Source organism: Roseivirga sp. (assembly GCF_965216855.1).
Classification (GTDB): Bacteria; Bacteroidota; Bacteroidia; order Cytophagales; family Cyclobacteriaceae; genus Roseivirga.
In genome coordinates this window covers 3,507,178-3,525,076 of the sequence record NZ_OZ244204.1, presented here as the reverse complement: position 1 = coordinate 3,525,076, position 17,899 = coordinate 3,507,178, and the positions used below count along the sequence as shown (strand labels likewise).

Sequence of the window (17,899 nt, the reverse complement as noted above, 5' to 3'; positions counted from 1 at the left end):
AGCCCTTTTTTATTTCTTACTAAATCTTACTGTTTGCTGGAATTTTGATCGGTCGTCACGGACCAACACCAGGTAATAGCCCCTTGGAAAAGACTGTACATCTACCTTATACTTTTTTGTACCATTTTCTTCAACAGTGACCTGCATCTTGGTACCAATTATACTTCTGATCTCGAGCTGCGGCTTTTGCAGATCGAGCTTGCTCAGATCGATATTCAAAAATTCAGAAGTAGGATTAGGGAATATTTCGACTTTAACCTTGTCTTTCGGATCGGTATTGGAGGCATTTGCCATTGCTCCGGTTTGGGCAGCCGCTGAAAATGCACATAAAGAGAACACTAGTAGTGCTATTAATCTGAAGTGCAATATGTTTCGGCTAAAGAGCTTCATTGTTTAGTTAGACCCGCTTTAAGTGTTTAAGGTTTAGATAAAATTAAGTTTTTTTTCAATAAATCACTTTATCTAATCGTTACAAAACGTTTCATGGATGAAATTAAGCAAATCTGATGCCATAAGAGACGTTTCTCCGATTGTTTTTTCAGCAATATCTCCAGCCTCACCATGGATATAAACTCCCAACAGGGCAGCATCAACCGGAGACAAACCCTGAGCCAGTAAACCTGTAATCACACCAGCCAAAACATCTCCACTCCCTGCTGTTGCCATGCCTGGATTACCGGTTGTATTGAAATAAACTTCAGCTTTTGGTGTTATCACTGCCGTATTGGCTCCTTTCAAAACAATAACCCATTTTCTTTTAAAAGCTACATGTTGAGCCAGTCTAATTCTCTCCAAACCATTTTCCTTCTCACCGAACAACCTCTCAAATTCTCCCACATGAGGAGTAAGTACAGTTCCTTCTGGAAGCAAGTCCATCAGTTCACTATGCTGAGCTAGGATGTTTAAACCATCAGCATCAATTACCAATCTTTTGGGGTTATCATGAAGTATATTCAAAAGCGTTCTTCGTGTATCATCATGTTGTCCAATACCCGGACCTATACAAACAACATCTGTATTCTCCATGAGCTCTCCAGAAGACAGGTGACCATATGACCTATCTAAGGTCACCATAGCTTCCGGCAAAGCAGTTTGCATAATGGTCATCCCACACTCGGGAATATGTACGGTGAGTAGGCCTGCCCCAGATTTCATAACCGCAGTTGCGCACAATACCGCTGCGCCCATTTTACCGAGACTTCCTGCGAAAACCTGTACACGACCAAAGTCGCCCTTGTGTTGAAACCTCCCTCGATGAGGTAAAAAATCCTTAACAGAGCGGTCCATTAGATAATAGTTACTTTCCTGATTACTAATAAACTCTTTGTTCAGTCCAATGTCTTCATTCCACCAGTAGCCCGCATATTTACCTGTTTCCGGTATTAGAAAGCTCAGTTTAGGCAATTGAAAGGTAATCGTATAATCAGCTCTGATTATAGCCCCACTTAGGTTTACTTCATCAGCAAAAAGGCCTGAAGGAATATCAACCGACACCACCTGACACGGTGCACTATTAATTTGACGGATTACCTCAGAAAGATCTCCTTCCACCGGACGGTTCAGCCCCGATCCGAAAAGAGCATCAATGATCACATCACAAGCATCAATTACCAATCCACGCGGTTGGACCTCTTTTACTTTTCCATCCAATCTGTTCAAATTGATTTGACAATCATCTGATAGACTGCCATACCTTATTAAAAGGCAATCTACCTGATACCCTGTTTCTCTTAGTAATCTTGTAATAGCCAGACCATCACCGCCATTGTTCCCTACTCCACAAACTACGAAAACAGACTTCTGCTTCGATACGATTTGAACAAATCGGTCAGCGAAAGCCTGAGCGGCCCGTTCCATCAGATCGATAGAGCTTATTGGCTCATTCTTAATAGTGTATAGATCGGCCTCGCGAATCTGTTTAGCACTTAATATCTTCTGCATCAAAATCTCAGATATGGTCCCAGCCTTGATCTTCCCAGTGAATCCAGGAGGCTCAAACGACTAAGATCTTCCAATTTCTTGAATTTACCGTATTTGCTCTTGGCCAACAAGATTTCTTTGGTGAGTTCGTAGCTGATATACGGATGACTATTTAACTGCTCAAAAGTGGCTACATTGATAGGAATCACTTTGAGCTTTACTGTATCAGAGATGGTCAGAAAGCTCTTGATTTGGTAGTATAAGCTATCTGTCATTCCATACAAATCACTAACCTGATCAACTGAGTAAAAACCACCCAATGCTTCTCTAAAAGCCACTATTCTTTTGGCATAGGTAGAACCGATACCATGAAGCTTCTGAAATAGCGTAGTGTCCGCCAGGTTAATATCGATTAACCTTGGTTCATCAGGAAATCGCAGCTCAGACATAAGCACTGCTGCCTTTCTTCTAACACCCCTACCAGTTCTTTTCTCAACTGACCTTTCCTTCTCCCGTATTTGTAACTCATCTTCCATACGTATGTAGGACTCCAGCCGAAAGAAGAGCGAGTCTGGAAAATTATAGATCTTCATAAGATCAGATTTTACTTTAAAAACACCTCCGGCATTTCGGTAACCAATAATTCTTTTGGACAGAAACTCAGGAATTCCCAATGAGACCAATTCATTGAGTGAAGCTTCATTAGGATTGAATTCAGACAGTTTAGGCTCAAAAACCGGCTCTATGCTAACGCTGGAATTAATTGCGGACATCAGGCTATCTAACAAGGCTTGATCTTCTTCAAAAGAATCATAGCGATCGCCTAACATGATTTTGTAAAGTTGAGGACTAAGAAGCAGGCAAACGATAATTATCAGTAAAAAAACCGTTCCATTGATCTCCGTTTTGCTGAAACTTAAGAACTTCAAATACAGTTGTTTTAAGTGTTTCACAAAATCATTATTTAATTTTTGCATCTATTAATATAATCAATTCATCATATAGTTAAATATTGAATTCAAGATTGATTTAAGTAGAATCATTCTAAATAACAAACACTGATATACATCACTTTTTTTAGGCTTTAGTAGGGTTTATTTTTGCCCAGCGTATATAGAAGAGGTTGAAGCGCAGAGAATGAAAGAAGGTTTTAAAGTTCTTAGTTTATCGTACAAAAAAGCTCCGGTAGAAATCCGTGAGATTCTTTCTATAGATGATACTTTAGCGAAAGTATTTTTGGCTGAGTTTAATCAGATAGCTGAGGCCAATGACTTACTGATTCTTTCTACCTGCAACAGAACTGAAATCTACTACAGTGCCGACAGAGACCTAAGCCTGGAAATTATTTCATTCCTAGGAACCAAAAAAGGCCTCAACAACCCATCTCAATATCTCCAATACTTCGACAGTATTCTTCATGCTGACGCTGCTGCTGAGTACCTTTTCAGAGTTTCAATGGGGCTCGAAGCACAAGTAGTAGGCGACCTTCAGATTATCAACCAGATCAAAAGAGCTTATCAATTGAGTGCAGACGCTCACTTGGCAGGTCCTTTCCTACACAGGTTAATGCATACCATCTTCTTTGCCAATAAAAGAGTGGTTCAGGAAACCGCCTTCAGAGATGGAGCTGCCAGCGTCTCTTACGCTACGGCAGAATTGGTCAAAACTTTAGCTCAAGGATTTATTGATGCTAAGGTACTCGTAATGGGACTTGGAGAAATTGGTGAAGACCTGGCTAAGAATCTTGCAGAAACCAGCTTCACTGTTAACCTCACTAACAGGACTGATGAAAAACTGGAAGAAGTTGCTGCCAACTGTGGCCTTCCAACCATTTCATTCGAAGGAATAAAAGAGCATTTATCTGATTTTGATATTGTCATATCCAGTATCCCGGTGAAAGACTTCATTGACATTCAGGATCTGAAAACAATACCTGATAATGGTTTGAAGTACTTTATAGACCTTTCCATTCCAAGATCGATTTCTCCGGCTATTGAAGCCATAACCGGGGTTAATCTATACAACATCGATGAAATTCAGGACAAAACTTCTCAAGCGGTTCAGAAAAGAATCAATGCCATACCGGAAGTTGAAGCCATTGTAAAAGAATCAATGTCTGAATTCAACGACTGGTCCAGAGAAATGGAAGTTTCTCCAACCATTCACAAGTTGAAAAATGCATTGGAAGAAATCAGACAAGAAGAGCTCAAGAAGCATTTGAAGAATGTCAGCCCTGAGATTGAGGCTTTCGCTGATAAATTCTCCAAAAGCATCACTAACAAAATCATGAAGCTTCCTGTCCTACAATTAAAGGCCGCTTGTCAGCGTGGTGAAGCGGAAACTCTTATCGATGTTTTGAATGACTTATTTAACCTGGAGAAAGACCCGGTTAAGGAATAGTCAACTTTTACGTCAAGTACGTTTCATTAATCGGCTATTTTTTACAGCTTTCGAGCTGATTTGTCGTTCCAATACGAATGCGCTTTTCGAAATTCACCATACTTCTAATCATACTCCTTAACACTGTTAGCCTTCTGGCTGATCAGTATGAACCTTTCATGGAAGATGGTCGCGTAGGCTTAAAGAATATCACTACCAACTCCATTGTTATCCCGGCAAGCTATCAGGCCATAGGATGGTCTGATAAGAGTTTTTCTGTAATCAACGGTGTGGTGGGCGCATTACAAAATGAAAAGTGGGCAATAATCGACACGGAAGGACATAGGATTACGGACCAATTATTCAGTACCCTTATCCCCCATTCCGGAGGAAGCTTCATTGCTTCAAAACGAGAGAACAGATCAATTTTTACTTACTTCGGATTGATAGACAGTCGTGGCAAAACAATCATACCATTTGACTATAGCTCAATTACTGATCACCCGGCCGGCTTAATTGTTTCCTCCAAAACAGGAAACCAATACAAAACAGGTTTTTTGACAAATAAGGGGACTGAACGCATTCAGGTGGCCTATAAAAAAATCATTCCCTTAAACGAACGACATCTGGCAGTATCAAACTTCAAAAATCAGTTCTCCATATTCAACATCGAAGGTGACTCATTAACAGGGTTTCAATATGAATATGTTAAACCCTACAACGATAGCCATTATCTGATAGGCCAGTATAATCACCAGGGATTGTTAGGGAAAAATATGGAGTTGATTATTCCTCCTCTTTACAAATCATTGGAATTTGAATCGAACCAAATAACAGCAACGCCCTACCTACAATGGGACCTCTATTCAGAAAACCAATATGAAGGAACTTTATACTTCGATGACCTTGGGTTTCTAAACAATGATCGGTTTGTATCATCAGCCGGAGGCAAAACCGGAATTGTGACTATAAACAACAACTACTCTCTTTTCCTGAGTAATGAAGAACTTGTCGACTACAATCATGAACTTCTTGTCACCAGGGATAAAGACTCCGACAGATACCATGTTTATAATTCTGACGGAAAGTCTCTTTTCAGAGACTCATTCCAACAAGTAGAGTTATTCGAACAGGTATTCTTTGCCATGACCAGCCAGCCAGATGGGCACTCCTGGGCTGTCTACAATTTCAACGGTAAGAAACTTAATCTTTTCAACTACGAGTCTTTCCACCAAAGATCTCCCTCTCTCTTTGAAGCTAAGAGGAACGGCAAGATCGGACTTATTGCCTCCAATGGTAAAGAGTTAAGCCCCTTTCTCTATGATTACCTTGGCAACTATATCAATGGAAGAGCTATTGCCTATTATAATAACAGCTATGGTGTTCAGAATGAACAGGGTATTTGGATTATGACTCCATACTATGACAGCCTGCACATTATGAACGAACATATTTACTTTGAACAAGGAAGTGAATCTGGTTTGGCTGATATGTACGGGAAAGTTGTTTACAGAACACAGAACACTTTTCAAACCAAAGGCTCTTCTTTAGTCCAAATGAATGAAGACAGTACTTTTTCATTGTACTCGTTGAATGGAGATATACTTCTAGAACACACTTACGATTCTATCCACGAAATAAATAATGACCTACTACTCCTTAGTAGAGACAGCCTGCAGTTTATGTACAGACCAAGTGATGGCTTCGACACGAAACTAGACAGTGATATTGAGTTCATGGGAGACTTTGAAAACGGCTACATCCCGGTAAAAAAAGGTGGACAATGGGGCTATCTTAATTCTAAGGGATTACTTGCCATCGCGAATAGATATGAAGAAGTATCTAAGTTTTCTGAAGGATATTTCGGTGTCAAGTTGATCGGAAAATGGGGCTTTGTGAATGAGAATGAAGAGCTGGCGATTCAACCTAATTATGATTTGGTTGAACCCTTCCAAAATGGTCTGGCTATTGTGATGAATAACGACAAATATGGTATCATCAACACAAATGCTGAGCCCGTGGTTAAGATCGATTATGATCTTATAGAAAAAACCGGAGACTACTTTCTATTAACTTCTAATGGACAAACAGGACTAATAGACGGCAAGGGCAGAATTATCAAAAACCCTTCATACAACAGCATCTCACCTCTCCAAGACGGCTTCTTTCTGGTGGAAAGGGATGGTTTATTTGGAGTAATAAACCTGTCTGGTGATGACATTCTACCCACCAGCTACGAACAGATCAAACAGTCAGGAAGCTCATTCATTGGTGCGAAAAAGGGTGAAACAAGAGTATTCGAACTGAAATAGCTTACACTCTTTCAAAAGGCCTGTAAAAAAGAGCCCCATCAATAATGACAGGGCTCATCTCAATTTTCTTTATTTCGAGAAGGACTATCCTTTTGAACTTCCTCCTTTACTGTCTCTCTTTCTTCCGGAACTCCCTTTTTCAGGGTTTGCAATTGACTCTCTCATATCGGTATCAGCCTGAATATTCTCAAGCTTATAGTAGTCCATTACGCCTAATCTACCGGAACGGAATGCCTCTGCTATCGCCATAGGTATTTCTGCTTCTGCTTCAATTACCTTAGCACGTGCTTCCTGAGACTTGGCTTTCATTTCCTGCTCGTTGGCTACAGCCATTGCTCTTCTTTCCTCAGCTTTGGCCTCAGCTACTTTTAAGTCTGCCTGAGCCTGGTCCGTTTGTAGTTGTGCACCAATATTAGCTCCAACATCAACATCAGCAATATCGATAGATAGTATCTCAAATGCAGTACCCGCATCGAGCCCTCTTTGAAGTACCAGTTTGGAAATCTTATCAGGGTTTTCTAACACCTCTTTGTGGGTACCCGCTGAACCAATGGAGGTAACAATACCTTCTCCTACCCTGGCCAGAATGGTATCTTCACCAGCACCACCAACCAACTGTCTGATGTTAGCTCTAACTGTAACACGGGCAATAGCTATCAGCTGAATACCATCTGCGGCTACAGCTGCTACCTTAGGAGTAGTGATCACCTTGGGATTAACTGAAATCTGAACTGCTTCAAACACATCACGACCCGCAAGGTCAATAGCTGTGGCCTGCTTAAAGGTTAGTTCAATGTTGGCTTTATCAGCAGAAATAAGTGCTTTAATCACCGAAGGCACATGTCCGCCAGCCAGATAGTGTGTTTCGAGGTCGGAAGTGGTAACCTCAAGTCCTGCTTTGGTTGCAGTAATCATTGACTCTACCACAATGCGTGGTGGCACCTTACGAATACGCATGAACACCAGTTCGAGTAGCCCAACCCTCACCTTCGAAAATTGTGCGGTAATCCACAGGTTAACCGGCACAAAGTACAAGAAGATAAAGAGTAAAATAATGCCGCCAACGACAGCAATGAGCATAGTATAGTTTTCCATCAATCAGTGGTTATTGTTTCAACAATGATTCTGTTGCCAGTAATTCTGGCTATTTTAATTGAAGTACCCGAGGAAATGTGCTCTCCTCTTGATCTTACTTCATATGTTTTGTTATTGAACTCTCCCTTGCCTATTGGTTTTAAGTCAGAGGTGGCAATCCCTCTCATTTCAATTTGCAGATCGTTATAATAGTCGTCATTGAACTTGCTATTATTTGTAGTCTTGAGTGAAAACCTGTCCCATGACTTAGACCTGAAGCTATATATCATACCTCCTATAGATATCAAAGCTGTTCCAGCCAGCACCCAATTACCAACTACGCTTCCATGATCTTCATAAGTGAGGTAAATGCCAACACCGCATAGTGCTAAACCAATCAAGCCAACGATTGTAGTACCAGGCACGAACAACAGTTCGATATAGATTAAGATTAAGCCTACGGCTATTAGTAATATGATGGAGAGCCACTCACCCATAGGTGCTAAAGATTTACTCCAATATACCAATAAAATGAAACGGCATTAGTAAGCCTTGGCAAAAAGTACTCTTCCTTTTGATGGTTTACCAGAATACACACAATTTCCTTCTTCCTCCTTCATGTCAAGAGGGATACAGCGTATTGTGGCTTTTGTTTCTTCTTTGATTCTTTCCTCTGTTTCGGCAGTGCCATCCCAGTGTGCAGAAACAAAGCCGCCTTGCTCTTCCAGCACTTTTTTGAAGGCCTCATAACTATCAACTGGCGTAGTATTCTCTTCTCTGAATTTCAGAGCATTTTGATAGATATTGTTCTGAATATCTTCCAGCAAGCCCTCAACCTTCAATGCAATATCATCCTTCAGGTCAAATGACTCCTTAGTCCCTGTATCTCTTCTGGCAATTTCGAGCGTATTGTTTTCCAAATCTCTTGGACCCATGGCAAATCTTACAGGAACTCCTTTTAATTCCCATTCTGCAAACTTAAAGCCTGGTTTATGGGTATCGCGATCATCAAACTTAACACTGATACCTTTAGCCCTCAGGCTGGCCGTAATTTCATTAACCTTATGGCGAATCATCTCCAACTGCTCTTCACCTTTATATATAGGTACAATCACTACTTGAATTGGCGCCAGTCTTGGAGGAAGCACTAAACCCTGGTCATCAGAATGAGCCATGATAAGAGCCCCCATCAGCCTGGTACTTACCCCCCATGAGGTACCCCAAACATATTCCAGACCTCCTTCTTTGGTGGCAAACTTCACATCAAATGCTTTAGCGAAGTTTTGCCCGAGGAAGTGAGAAGTTCCTGCTTGCAGGGCCTTACCATCTTGCATCAAAGCCTCGATACAATAGGTCTCTAATGCTCCGGCAAATCGCTCAGATTCGGACTTGATTCCTTTTACCACAGGTAAAGCCATAAAGTCTTCAGCAAACTGTGCATAAACATTCATCATTTGTACCGATTCATCGATAGCCTCCTGTCGAGTAGCATGGGCCGTGTGACCTTCCTGCCAAAGAAATTCCGCTGTCCTCAGAAAAAGTCGGGTTCTCATTTCCCATCGTACCACATTGGCCCATTGGTTCACAAGGATTGGAAGGTCTCTGTACGACTGAACCCAATTTTTATAGGTGCTCCAGATCACAGTCTCAGATGTGGGTCTTACAATAAGTTCTTCTTCCAGCTTGGCTTCCGGGTCTACGACTACACCATTACCATTCTCATCATTTTTAAGTCTGTAGTGAGTTACTACAGCACATTCTTTAGCAAACCCTTCGACATGATCTGCTTCTTTACTCAGATAAGATTTCGGGATGAACAAAGGAAAGTAGGCATTAGTATGACCCGTCTCTTTAAACATACGGTCAATTTCAGCCTGCATCTTTTCCCAGATACTATAACCGTAGGGCTTTATTACCATACAGCCTCTCACAGGTGAGTTCTCAGCCAGATCGGCCTTCTTCACCAACTCATTATACCACAGGGAGTAATCCTCACTTCGTTTAGGTAAACCTTTGCTCATGTCTTGATATTTGGTATGATACTTGCTCTTTTACAGGGCGGAAAATACCTCGCAAAGATAGAATTTTCGGGTATTTAACCGACCAAATAAGAAAATTAGACGTTAAGTTTAAAGAAGAAAGGAAAGCCATGAAAAACTCCAGCTATTATAAGATTGCATCGACCTTTATGGCACTTTCGGTTTTTGCCGGATGTGCATCGTTACCTGTTCAGCAGGGTGAATATGACGATGTCTACTTTACATCGGCAGACAGGACTCAGCCCAGGCAGGTAGTCATTGACCCGGAGAACAGAGAAAGTCTTGATGAAGATGTAATCACACTTCAAAGGAGTTCTGATTCCAAGGTTGAACCAGCTTTACTGAATAAATATAATAATGGAGAGCCTTCTGAAGTGGTTTACTTTGAAGACATCGAACCCAGGGTTAAAAAAGCTTTTCAATTAAACTATGATGATTTTGTCTGGGATTATGAGCATGAACTCCTCAAAAACTATGACTTACCTCTAAGCTGGGATGACATGGACGCCTTTTCGTTCAATCAAATTGTCAATAATGATTTCCAATTCAGAAATGCCTGGTATGAGCAATACTACAATGGCAACCTGACACTTATGGAAGCGTATGTTCAGAATACATCTTCCAATCTCAATAATGCCAGCACTTACTTTAGCTTAGGCTTCGGATTAGGCTCCATGTATAATCCATACAGATTCAATAGTTGGGGAGATCCTTTCTATTACGGATACAACGACTTCTACAATCCATATTGGACTGCTAGTTACAGCTTCTCCAGGTATAGACGTTTTGGATGGAGATGGTCAAGAATTTACGCTGGAATGTATGGATGGGGATTCGATCCATTCTACAGTCCCTTCTACGATCCTTATTACTATAACTCATGGGCATATTCACCTTGGGGATGGAGGAACAATAGCTGGTACTGGTCGAGAAACACAGTTATCATTGCTGACAACAACTATTATAGTAATAGAAACTACACCAGAGGCGGTCGGGTTCGTTCTACCTCAGTCACAAGTGTAAGATCCGATGCAGTAAATGGTGCAGGCAGAACACGTTCTACTGCTAACCTCAATACATCATCAAGAACACGCTCAACAATCTCCGGTGGTCGTGTATCTAACTCTTCAGTAAGACCAACTACAACCTCTACAAGATCAAGCAGGTCTACCTCAGCAGTTGACCGTGCACTGGCCAGTAGCAGCAGAAGAGTACGAACAGACGCCTATCGTTTCAGCCGTTCCGATGGAAGTAGCAGAAGCACGCGTACCTCTACTCTCAATAGAGTATCATCAAGCAGGTATGGAAACCCTAACCGTAGTAATACTACTTTGAACAGGACCAGAACCAGTAGTTATCCTTCGGGTATCAGAAGCTCACGGTCTAGCTCAAGAAGTATTTCATTTGGAAGAACATCGTCCAGCAGGTCATCGAGTGTATTTAGCAGAGGCTCTGGATCTTCCAGCAGGTCAAGCGGGGGCTTTAGCCGAAGTAGTTCTTCTTCTGGCAGAAGTAGCAGCGGAGTAAGCAGAAGCTCTTCATCAAGGTCTTCCGGTTCAGTTAGCAGAGGAGGAAGCTCTGGTTCTAGCCGCTCTTCAGGTGGAAGTAGTGGTTCTTCAAGATCATCATCTTCTTCAGGAAGCAGGTCTGGCCGCGGTAATTAATTAGTACTCAAAAACTTAAAATATGAAGCGAATTTATCAGCTATTCTTAGTTGGTCTGGCAATGTTTTGCCTTAACCAGACCTCTAAAGCACAGGTAGAGCCAGGGGCATTTGGCTACTATCAGGATGCCCTCAGGTTTTCACAGTATGGAGTCTATGGAACATCAAGATTCCAGGCCCTGGGTGGTGCAGGTTCCGTTCTTGGCGGAGATTTAAGTGCTGGAATTTTGAACCCAGCTGGTTTAGGAATGTTCAACAGGTCACAGTTTGTTTTAACACCAAGCCTTAACTTCAAGAAGTTCGATGTAGATTTTCTTGGACGTAACATAGCCAACGAGGACACTAAGTTTAATCTGGCTAACTTTGGCCTGGCCCTTAATTTCAACAAAGGAGACCTTGAACCAGGCCCCTGGCGTGGAGGAACCCTGGCCATTACTTACAACAGAGTAAACACCTTTAACCAGCAACTGTCGTACACCGCTCAGAATGACAACAGTTCCATTATAGATGCTATGCTCAACAGAGCAGACGGTTTCTTTCCGGAAGAGCTTGGAGGTATTGAAAAAGTGGGGTATGATCACTTCCTGATTAATCCAATACCTGGTGCTGAAGACATCTATGCATCATTTGTACAAGGTTTCCCATCCCAAAATGAGCGAATTACACGTAGCGGTAATCTGGATCAGTTCAATGTTTCATTTGGAGGTAATTTTGCCGATCAGGTTTACATAGGTGCCGGAATTGGTTTTACTTCTACTGACTATTCTTATAACCGAATATTTACTGAGACATTTGATGATCCGGCCATCTCGAGCTTTCAGATTGATGAAAGACTCAATGTAACAGGAACCGGAGTTAATCTAAACCTGGGAGTGATTGTAAGACCCACCAATTTCATGAGAATCGGAGCCTCTTTCACTTCCCCTACCTGGTATAATTTAAGTGATGAAGGTGATGCCATTTATCGATCAGAGTATAAGAATTACGATGTCTCAAACTTCCGTGATGACCAGGGTAACCGATTGATTTTGGAAGATACAGTTTTGAATAGTCTTGAAAGTGCCACTGACATTTACTTCTCTGATTATAAGATAAGAACCCCTATGAAATTGAATGCAGGTGTGGCATTCTTCATTGGTAAGAATGGATTCATCACTGCAGATGTTGAGCACCTGAACTACAGCAATGCCTACATCTCTTCTCTTGATTTCAATTCAGAAAGTGATAACAGTACCATTGAGAATATCTATCAGTCAAGTACCAATATTAGATTAGGTGGAGAGTACAGATACAGCATCTTCAGGTTTAGAGCAGGATATGCTTCATTAGGAGATCCATATAAGAGTTCATTTGACGGATTGGACAGATCAAGATCCGTAGTGTCTGGCGGGATAGGAATTAATATCGGAAGCTACTTTGTTGACTTTGTGATGTCGCAAACTGCTTACAAGGACTCTTTCACCTCATACACTTTCGCAGACGGCACTGGCCCAACAGCGGTAATCGACAATAAGCTGACTAATGCTAGTTTAACCCTGGGGCTTAACTTCTAAAGAGACTCTAAGTTCGAGATAATCTTATCCACGGTGATCTGATTATCTCGAATTTTTATACTTGACTGATTATAAAACTCCTGCCTCTTCTCTTTCAATTGTCTTATTTCCTGGATTAAATCTTGTTGATCATAGCTGTTGAAAATGGGCCTCTTCTCTACTCCTTCATCCATCACCCTCAAGGCTAAATCTCCGGGACTTACATCGAGAAAAACCGTCTGACCATGTTCATTCATGGTGTCCATATTGAAATGGAAGCAAGGGGCACCTCCTCCGGTAGCCATAACAAAACTATCATAAGTAGCACAAACTTCATGAAGAACTTCCTTCTCGCGAAGTCTGAAGTTCCCTTCTCCTTGTTGCTTGAAGTACTTTGGAATTGACATCTCAATCTTCTCCACAATTTTCTCATCCAGGTCAATGAACTGAAGTGCTAACTGCTGAGCCAACTCTTTTCCCAAAGTGGTTTTCCCTGAACCGGGTAGTCCAATTAAAAAGATTCTTCTTTTCTCCATTAGTAGAGCTCCTTCAATAGTTCCGGTGCATCCGGAATATCATTGTAGTGCCACTTCTTAACTACCTCCCCATCCTGAAGCAGAACCAGACCGGGGTTCGATCTAATCATAGTCTTGAGTAAGGTTTTATCAGAATAATAATATGGGATAGCCAATTGCACATCATGTCTGAAGTTCTCAAATTCCGAACCTGAAGAGGCCGTAATCGCTGCGACACCAACCTCATTTTCAACAGAACGAATCAGGCTATTGAGCATAGGGTAAGCCCTCATCTCAGTATGCTCAACATCGTGCACTATTACCAGCAACTTCTTACCAGTCAGCGAAGCTTCGGTGAAGTCACTTTCATCGCCCCAGAACGCATAATTTGTAATCTTAGGAACCTCGGATGGATTATCTGCAGGGGGCAGCATAGCCTGCGGGATTGAAGTTCCTTCCTTATATGCCCTGAAATCAATAAAGGGAAGGTGATTGATTGAAAGAAAGGCAATGGTAAGACAAAAGACTGTACTTACGGCTACCACAATATGTTTTCCCTTAGCTGTTTCCCTTTGGTTATTCACTTTACGACCAACAAAAAGAATCAGTATGAAAACCAAAAGAACAATGTCTTTTATGAATGATTGCCATGGTGTTAGCTTAATGGCATCTCCGAAGCATCCACAGTCGGTGACTTTGTTAAAATAAGCACTATAGAAGGTCAGAAAAGTAAAGAACACAATCATCACCAACAGCAATGTTGTAACCAGCTTCTCTCTGTACTTCAAAAGGATAGCAATACCTAACACTACCTCAAGTGTTGAAAGCAAAATTGAAAAGAACAGAGCCAATGGTTTCAATTGCTCAAAAAACGGAGCAATATCAACAGCGAAGACAGTGAAATACTCTTCCAGCTTAATTTGAGTACCTACAGGGTCATTAACCTTGATCAGGCCTGAAAAAATAAATAGTCCTCCCACCAGGTATCTGGCTACTGAATTGAGCGCTTTCATGCTTTATTGGTTCCCATTAAAATCATACAAAAAACTGCGTAATTGATCATATCCATATAATTGGCATCAATACCTTCGGAAATGATTGTTTTACCCTGGTTGTCTTCAATCTGCTTCACCCTGAGTAACTTCATCAAGATGATATCGGTAATTGAACTGACCCTCATATCTCTCCATGCTTCACCATAGTCATGGTTCTTATTGATCAGCAGAGACATGGTTTCATTCACATATCTGTCATAAAGAGGCTCCAGGGTCTGAACATCCATCTCCAATGGATCTTCCTCACTCAGGTGCATTTGAATCAGGGCAATTACACAGTAGTTAATAATACCAATGAACTCGCCTGAAATATCATCATCAACCATTTGTTTCCCCTTCATTTGGATAGAACGGATGCGTTGAGCCTTGATAAAAATCTGATCAGTAATTGAAGAAAGTCGGAGTATTCTCCAGGCCGTTCCATAATCTTGTGTCTTCTTCAGAAATATGTCTTTACAGGCCTTAATAACTTCTTTATATTCGCCTACCGTTTGCTCCTCCAAGGTTGATTATATTTAAAGTCTAAAGAATTCTTGAACGCGAAAGATAAGTTATTTGAGCTTAAAACCACATTGAATATCAATGGAAATCTGGTGAGCCTTGATGAGCCTCAGGTGATGGGGATTCTTAATATTACACCTGATTCATTCTACTCTGGAAGTCGCGTCAATCAGGATACGGCCATTATTAATAAGGCTGAAGAAATGATAGGTCATGGAGCCTTCATTCTGGATATTGGAGGATATTCTACAAGGCCGGGGGCAGAAGACATAGATGCTAAGGAGGAAACCAACAGAGTAACCCAGGCCATTGAACTCATTCGCTCCAAGTTCCCCGATGTTTTGATTTCCATCGATACCTTCAGGGCTTCCATTGCTGAGACCGCCATATCAGCTGGCGCCAATATTATCAATGATGTGTCGGGAGGCAACCTCGACCCCACCATGTTTGAAACTGTAGCCCGGCTTCAAGTTCCTTACATCCTCATGCATATGAGAGGTACTCCTCAGACCATGAAGACGCTCAATCAATACGACAATCTATTGATTGACATTAGTAAAGAGCTTGCAGAAAAATGTAATCAGCTAAAAGCGTTGGGAATAGCTGATATCATCATCGACCCCGGGTTCGGTTTTGCCAAAGGCATCTCGCAGAACTATGAATTACTCCGAAATTTAAATTATCTTAAAAGACTTGGGTTTCCGATTTTGGCAGGGCTTTCCAGAAAGTCGATGATCTATAAATCATTGGGCATTGAGCCGGAGGAAGCACTGAACGGAACAACAGCTTTGAATATGGTTGCCCTACAAAATGGAGCCAATCTCCTCAGAGTTCATGATGTAAAAGAAGCTCGAGAGACTATTAAACTTTATAAAGCCTTAAACACTTGATCTATTCTTTCAACATAGGGTTTCTGGATATCAGATGGATCGATATGCTCGATATCGCCCTGGTGAGTGTATTGCTTTATCAGGTTTATAAACTGTTGAAAGGCAGTGTTGCCGTCAGAGTATTAATTGGCTTCCTGGTTCTATATCTCGTTTACCTCATTGTACGAGCTGCAGAAATGGAACTGCTTACTGGTATTCTGGGGCAGTTTATGGGAGTTGGTGTATTGGCCGCCATCATTATTTTCTCTCAGGAAATTAGAAAATTCCTGATTGTACTGGGAAAAACCACCTTCAGGAAAGATGGCCTGCTTCAGTCACTAATGATTTGGAAACGGAAAGAAAGCAAAGAGCAATTCAATCTGACTCCAATCATTGAAGCCTCTAAAAATCTATCCTCGACTAATACTGGTGCGCTGATGGTATTCAGCAGAAACTCCGAACTAAAATTCTATGCTGATTCAGGAGACCGACTGGATGCTACCCTCTCAAAAAGGTTGCTCATAGCCATATTCAATAAGCATAGCCCTCTCCACGATGGTGCTATTATTATATACCAGGGAAAGATACTTGCAGCGCGATGCATTTTACCTGTAAGTGAAAGAGACTTGCCCGCTCATTATGGTATGCGACACCGGGCAGCTATAGGAATGTCGGAGGCTACTGACACTTTGATCCTGTCCGTTTCCGAAGAAACGGGGCAAATATCGATTATAAGAAATGGCAGAATCGATAGCAATCTCTCCATTCCTGAAATCAGAAAGCGGATTCTTTCATACCTGTCTGAAACAGAAAATATCAAAGAGAAGGCCGGTGAAGAGAGTGATCTGGAGATAATTAACCAATAATTACTAACTACCTAAACTTCATAAATAAAATAACGGGGTTTTCTGAAGACTCTATTTCTTCTAAACTACTACCCTCCGCAAATGAATACTGTGATGCATCGAAGTACTCAAGTAATTCGGTAATATGATCCGAACTAACGGCCATTACCATCTGATTCTCATAGCTTAGTCGTGCATTCAGGTGTATTGTCTCCTCTCCTACGATAATATCCTTTAAATGAAATTGTTCACCAGTCCTTCGATTGATAAACTGGTATTTAGCATCGGTCATCGTGGTATGATAACGCATATAAACCCAGTCCCTGCCATAAAATGGCCAAACCTGCCATACTTTACCACTGGTATTCATAGCATCATAGCCTTGCTGATATTCATAATCTAACGCTTCAGCATCGTTCCATAAAAACCCTTCATCAAACTCGATAAGTGCAAACGGATAAACACTTCCGTCTTTGATCATGTAAGTGGAGTCACTTAAGAACCGTTTATAAAGAATATTACCTTCGTAATAACTGAAACTGTTCATAGTTGAAGGCATATCGAATCGCCCTCTTAGTTTCTGAAGAAGAAAGAGAGAATCAGTTCCCTGTTTAGGGTTGTATTTTGAAAGCTGAGCCATAACGGAATCTCTGACATAGGTGGTACTTACTTCCAACCAAATACTTTCTCCATCTCCTATGATATGATTAGGGCTGTACGGCAACTCAATACGGCCTACAAAATTCCCGTCCATATCGAAGTCTATTACTGCAGAATTGGCAGGATCATTAATACGGATAAGCTCACCTTCTACCCAAAAACCCCAAGCCCTTGCATATTGCTCCGGCCCATTGCCTATATGATTAAAGTGAGTCTTAAAATTACCAGACCGGTCAAAGATGTAGAAATCTCCATTTCTGGGATCAGAAGTAATCATCACTTCCTCATTGACAAAGAGGTTTGAGGTTCTATTCAAAAGAGATTCATCCGTTTCTTCCAGCTTAACAATGGTCATATGCTCAACAAGATCAGGAAGTCGAACAGCCCGGGCATCAGCCTGAATATGGTATTGCTGAAATTCGTCCGTTACATCTAAGGTATATTCACTTCTTTCTTCCCGGCTGTTGGAGCCACAAGAAATGAGTATTGACGCCAGTAACGTAAGAATCAGAGTGTGTCTATTCAAATCAATCAT

General features: G+C 41.3%; 16 protein-coding genes. 6 read left to right on the top strand and 10 right to left on the bottom strand.

The window, feature by feature from the left end; genetic code table 11:
- Positions 1-9: 9 nt before the first annotated feature.
- From ACOOEY_RS15600 to ACOOEY_RS15590, 3 genes are all read right to left on the bottom strand, one after another.
- Positions 10-390 carry a T9SS type A sorting domain-containing protein gene (locus ACOOEY_RS15600; protein ID WP_420385652.1) on the bottom strand — a complete coding sequence of 127 codons (381 nt, stop codon included), beginning with the start codon at positions 388-390 and terminating at the stop codon, positions 10-12.
- Positions 391-462: 72 nt separating this feature from the next.
- Entirely contained in the window at positions 463-1,941 is a 1,479-nt protein-coding gene (locus tag ACOOEY_RS15595) for an NAD(P)H-hydrate dehydratase (RefSeq protein ID WP_420385651.1), read from the bottom strand.
- Positions 1,941-2,849: a helix-hairpin-helix domain-containing protein gene (locus tag ACOOEY_RS15590; RefSeq protein ID WP_420385650.1), complete on the bottom strand. Its 909-nt coding sequence runs from the start codon at positions 2,847-2,849 to the stop codon at positions 1,941-1,943. The genes ACOOEY_RS15595 and ACOOEY_RS15590 overlap by 1 nt, the downstream gene beginning before the upstream one ends.
- Before the next feature lie 208 nt (positions 2,850-3,057).
- On the opposite strand from ACOOEY_RS15590, the gene hemA reads away from it, so the two are divergent.
- Together hemA and ACOOEY_RS15580 are read left to right on the top strand one after the other, a co-directional pair.
- Positions 3,058-4,320, top strand: a complete 1,263-nt coding sequence (gene hemA / locus ACOOEY_RS15585) for a glutamyl-tRNA reductase (protein WP_420385649.1) — start codon at positions 3,058-3,060, stop codon at positions 4,318-4,320.
- Between the two features lie 77 nt (positions 4,321-4,397).
- Positions 4,398-6,611 carry a WG repeat-containing protein gene (locus ACOOEY_RS15580; RefSeq protein ID WP_420385648.1) on the top strand — a complete coding sequence of 738 codons (2,214 nt, stop codon included), beginning with the start codon at positions 4,398-4,400 and terminating at the stop codon, positions 6,609-6,611.
- 84 nt (positions 6,612-6,695) lie between these two features.
- Here the strand turns inward: ACOOEY_RS15580 and floA are convergent, their stop codons facing one another.
- From floA to proS, 3 genes are read right to left on the bottom strand one after another with little or no spacing between them, the layout of a single operon-like run.
- Positions 6,696-7,706 carry a flotillin-like protein FloA gene (gene floA / locus ACOOEY_RS15575; protein WP_420385647.1) on the bottom strand — a complete coding sequence of 337 codons (1,011 nt, stop codon included), beginning with the start codon at positions 7,704-7,706 and terminating at the stop codon, positions 6,696-6,698.
- Positions 7,706-8,182 (bottom strand): NfeD family protein, encoded by a 477-nt coding sequence (locus tag ACOOEY_RS15570; protein ID WP_420385646.1) that lies wholly within the window; start codon positions 8,180-8,182, stop codon positions 7,706-7,708. The genes floA and ACOOEY_RS15570 overlap by 1 nt, the downstream gene beginning before the upstream one ends.
- Before the next feature lie 45 nt (positions 8,183-8,227).
- Positions 8,228-9,706 (bottom strand): proline--tRNA ligase, encoded by a 1,479-nt coding sequence (gene proS / locus ACOOEY_RS15565; protein WP_420385645.1) that lies wholly within the window; start codon positions 9,704-9,706, stop codon positions 8,228-8,230.
- A gap of 128 nt (positions 9,707-9,834) precedes the next feature.
- On the opposite strand from proS, the gene ACOOEY_RS15560 reads away from it, so the two are divergent.
- Positions 9,835-11,388 (top strand): hypothetical protein, encoded by a 1,554-nt coding sequence (locus ACOOEY_RS15560; protein WP_420385644.1) that lies wholly within the window; start codon positions 9,835-9,837, stop codon positions 11,386-11,388.
- 22 nt (positions 11,389-11,410) lie between these two features.
- Entirely contained in the window at positions 11,411-12,940 is a 1,530-nt protein-coding gene (locus ACOOEY_RS15555; RefSeq protein WP_420385643.1) for an OmpP1/FadL family transporter, read from the top strand.
- Here the strand turns inward: ACOOEY_RS15555 and ACOOEY_RS15550 are convergent.
- Genes ACOOEY_RS15550 through ACOOEY_RS15540 form a run of 3 tightly spaced genes read right to left on the bottom strand, consistent with a single transcriptional unit; the run spans position 12,937 to position 14,992 of the window.
- Positions 12,937-13,455 carry a shikimate kinase gene (locus ACOOEY_RS15550; protein WP_420385642.1) on the bottom strand — a complete coding sequence of 173 codons (519 nt, stop codon included), beginning with the start codon at positions 13,453-13,455 and terminating at the stop codon, positions 12,937-12,939. The two genes, ACOOEY_RS15555 and ACOOEY_RS15550, sit on opposite strands and share 4 nt — an antisense overlap.
- Positions 13,455-14,447 carry a DoxX family protein gene (locus tag ACOOEY_RS15545; protein ID WP_420385641.1) on the bottom strand — a complete coding sequence of 331 codons (993 nt, stop codon included), beginning with the start codon at positions 14,445-14,447 and terminating at the stop codon, positions 13,455-13,457. Before ACOOEY_RS15545 ends, ACOOEY_RS15550 begins: the two co-directional genes overlap by 1 nt.
- Entirely contained in the window at positions 14,444-14,992 is a 549-nt protein-coding gene (locus ACOOEY_RS15540) for a DUF1599 domain-containing protein (RefSeq protein WP_420385640.1), read from the bottom strand. The genes ACOOEY_RS15545 and ACOOEY_RS15540 overlap by 4 nt, the downstream gene beginning before the upstream one ends.
- 30 nt (positions 14,993-15,022) lie before the next feature.
- On the opposite strand from ACOOEY_RS15540, the gene folP reads away from it, so the two are divergent.
- Complete coding sequence (gene folP / locus ACOOEY_RS15535) at positions 15,023-15,880, top strand: dihydropteroate synthase (protein WP_420385639.1); 858 nt, start codon at positions 15,023-15,025, stop codon at positions 15,878-15,880.
- Positions 15,877-16,725, top strand: coding sequence for a diadenylate cyclase CdaA (gene cdaA, locus ACOOEY_RS15530; protein ID WP_420385638.1), 849 nt, complete (start codon positions 15,877-15,879; stop codon positions 16,723-16,725). Before folP ends, cdaA begins: the two co-directional genes overlap by 4 nt.
- A gap of 7 nt (positions 16,726-16,732) precedes the next feature.
- On the opposite strand, the gene ACOOEY_RS15525 is transcribed toward cdaA, so the two are convergent.
- The gene (locus ACOOEY_RS15525) at positions 16,733-17,899 is read right to left on the bottom strand and encodes a 6-bladed beta-propeller (protein WP_420385637.1); all 1,167 of its coding nucleotides are present in this window, start codon (positions 17,897-17,899) and stop codon (positions 16,733-16,735) included.

Coding starts and splice junctions, on each gene's coding strand:
- ACOOEY_RS15600 (WP_420385652.1), bottom strand. CDS start 390: ATGAAGCTCTTTAGCCGAAACATATTGCACTTCAGATTAATAGCACTA.
- ACOOEY_RS15595 (WP_420385651.1), bottom strand. CDS start 1,941: ATGCAGAAGATATTAAGTGCTAAACAGATTCGCGAGGCCGATCTATAC.
- hemA (WP_420385649.1), top strand. CDS start 3,058: ATGAAAGAAGGTTTTAAAGTTCTTAGTTTATCGTACAAAAAAGCTCCG.
- ACOOEY_RS15580 (WP_420385648.1), top strand. CDS start 4,398: ATGCGCTTTTCGAAATTCACCATACTTCTAATCATACTCCTTAACACT.
- floA (WP_420385647.1), bottom strand. CDS start 7,706: ATGGAAAACTATACTATGCTCATTGCTGTCGTTGGCGGCATTATTTTA.
- ACOOEY_RS15570 (WP_420385646.1), bottom strand. CDS start 8,182: ATGGGTGAGTGGCTCTCCATCATATTACTAATAGCCGTAGGCTTAATC.
- proS (WP_420385645.1), bottom strand. CDS start 9,706: ATGAGCAAAGGTTTACCTAAACGAAGTGAGGATTACTCCCTGTGGTAT.
- ACOOEY_RS15560 (WP_420385644.1), top strand. CDS start 9,835: ATGAAAAACTCCAGCTATTATAAGATTGCATCGACCTTTATGGCACTT.
- ACOOEY_RS15555 (WP_420385643.1), top strand. CDS start 11,411: ATGAAGCGAATTTATCAGCTATTCTTAGTTGGTCTGGCAATGTTTTGC.
- ACOOEY_RS15550 (WP_420385642.1), bottom strand. CDS start 13,455: ATGGAGAAAAGAAGAATCTTTTTAATTGGACTACCCGGTTCAGGGAAA.
- ACOOEY_RS15545 (WP_420385641.1), bottom strand. CDS start 14,447: ATGAAAGCGCTCAATTCAGTAGCCAGATACCTGGTGGGAGGACTATTT.
- ACOOEY_RS15525 (WP_420385637.1), bottom strand. CDS start 17,899: ATGATTGATTTGAATAGACACACTCTGATTCTTACGTTACTGGCGTCA.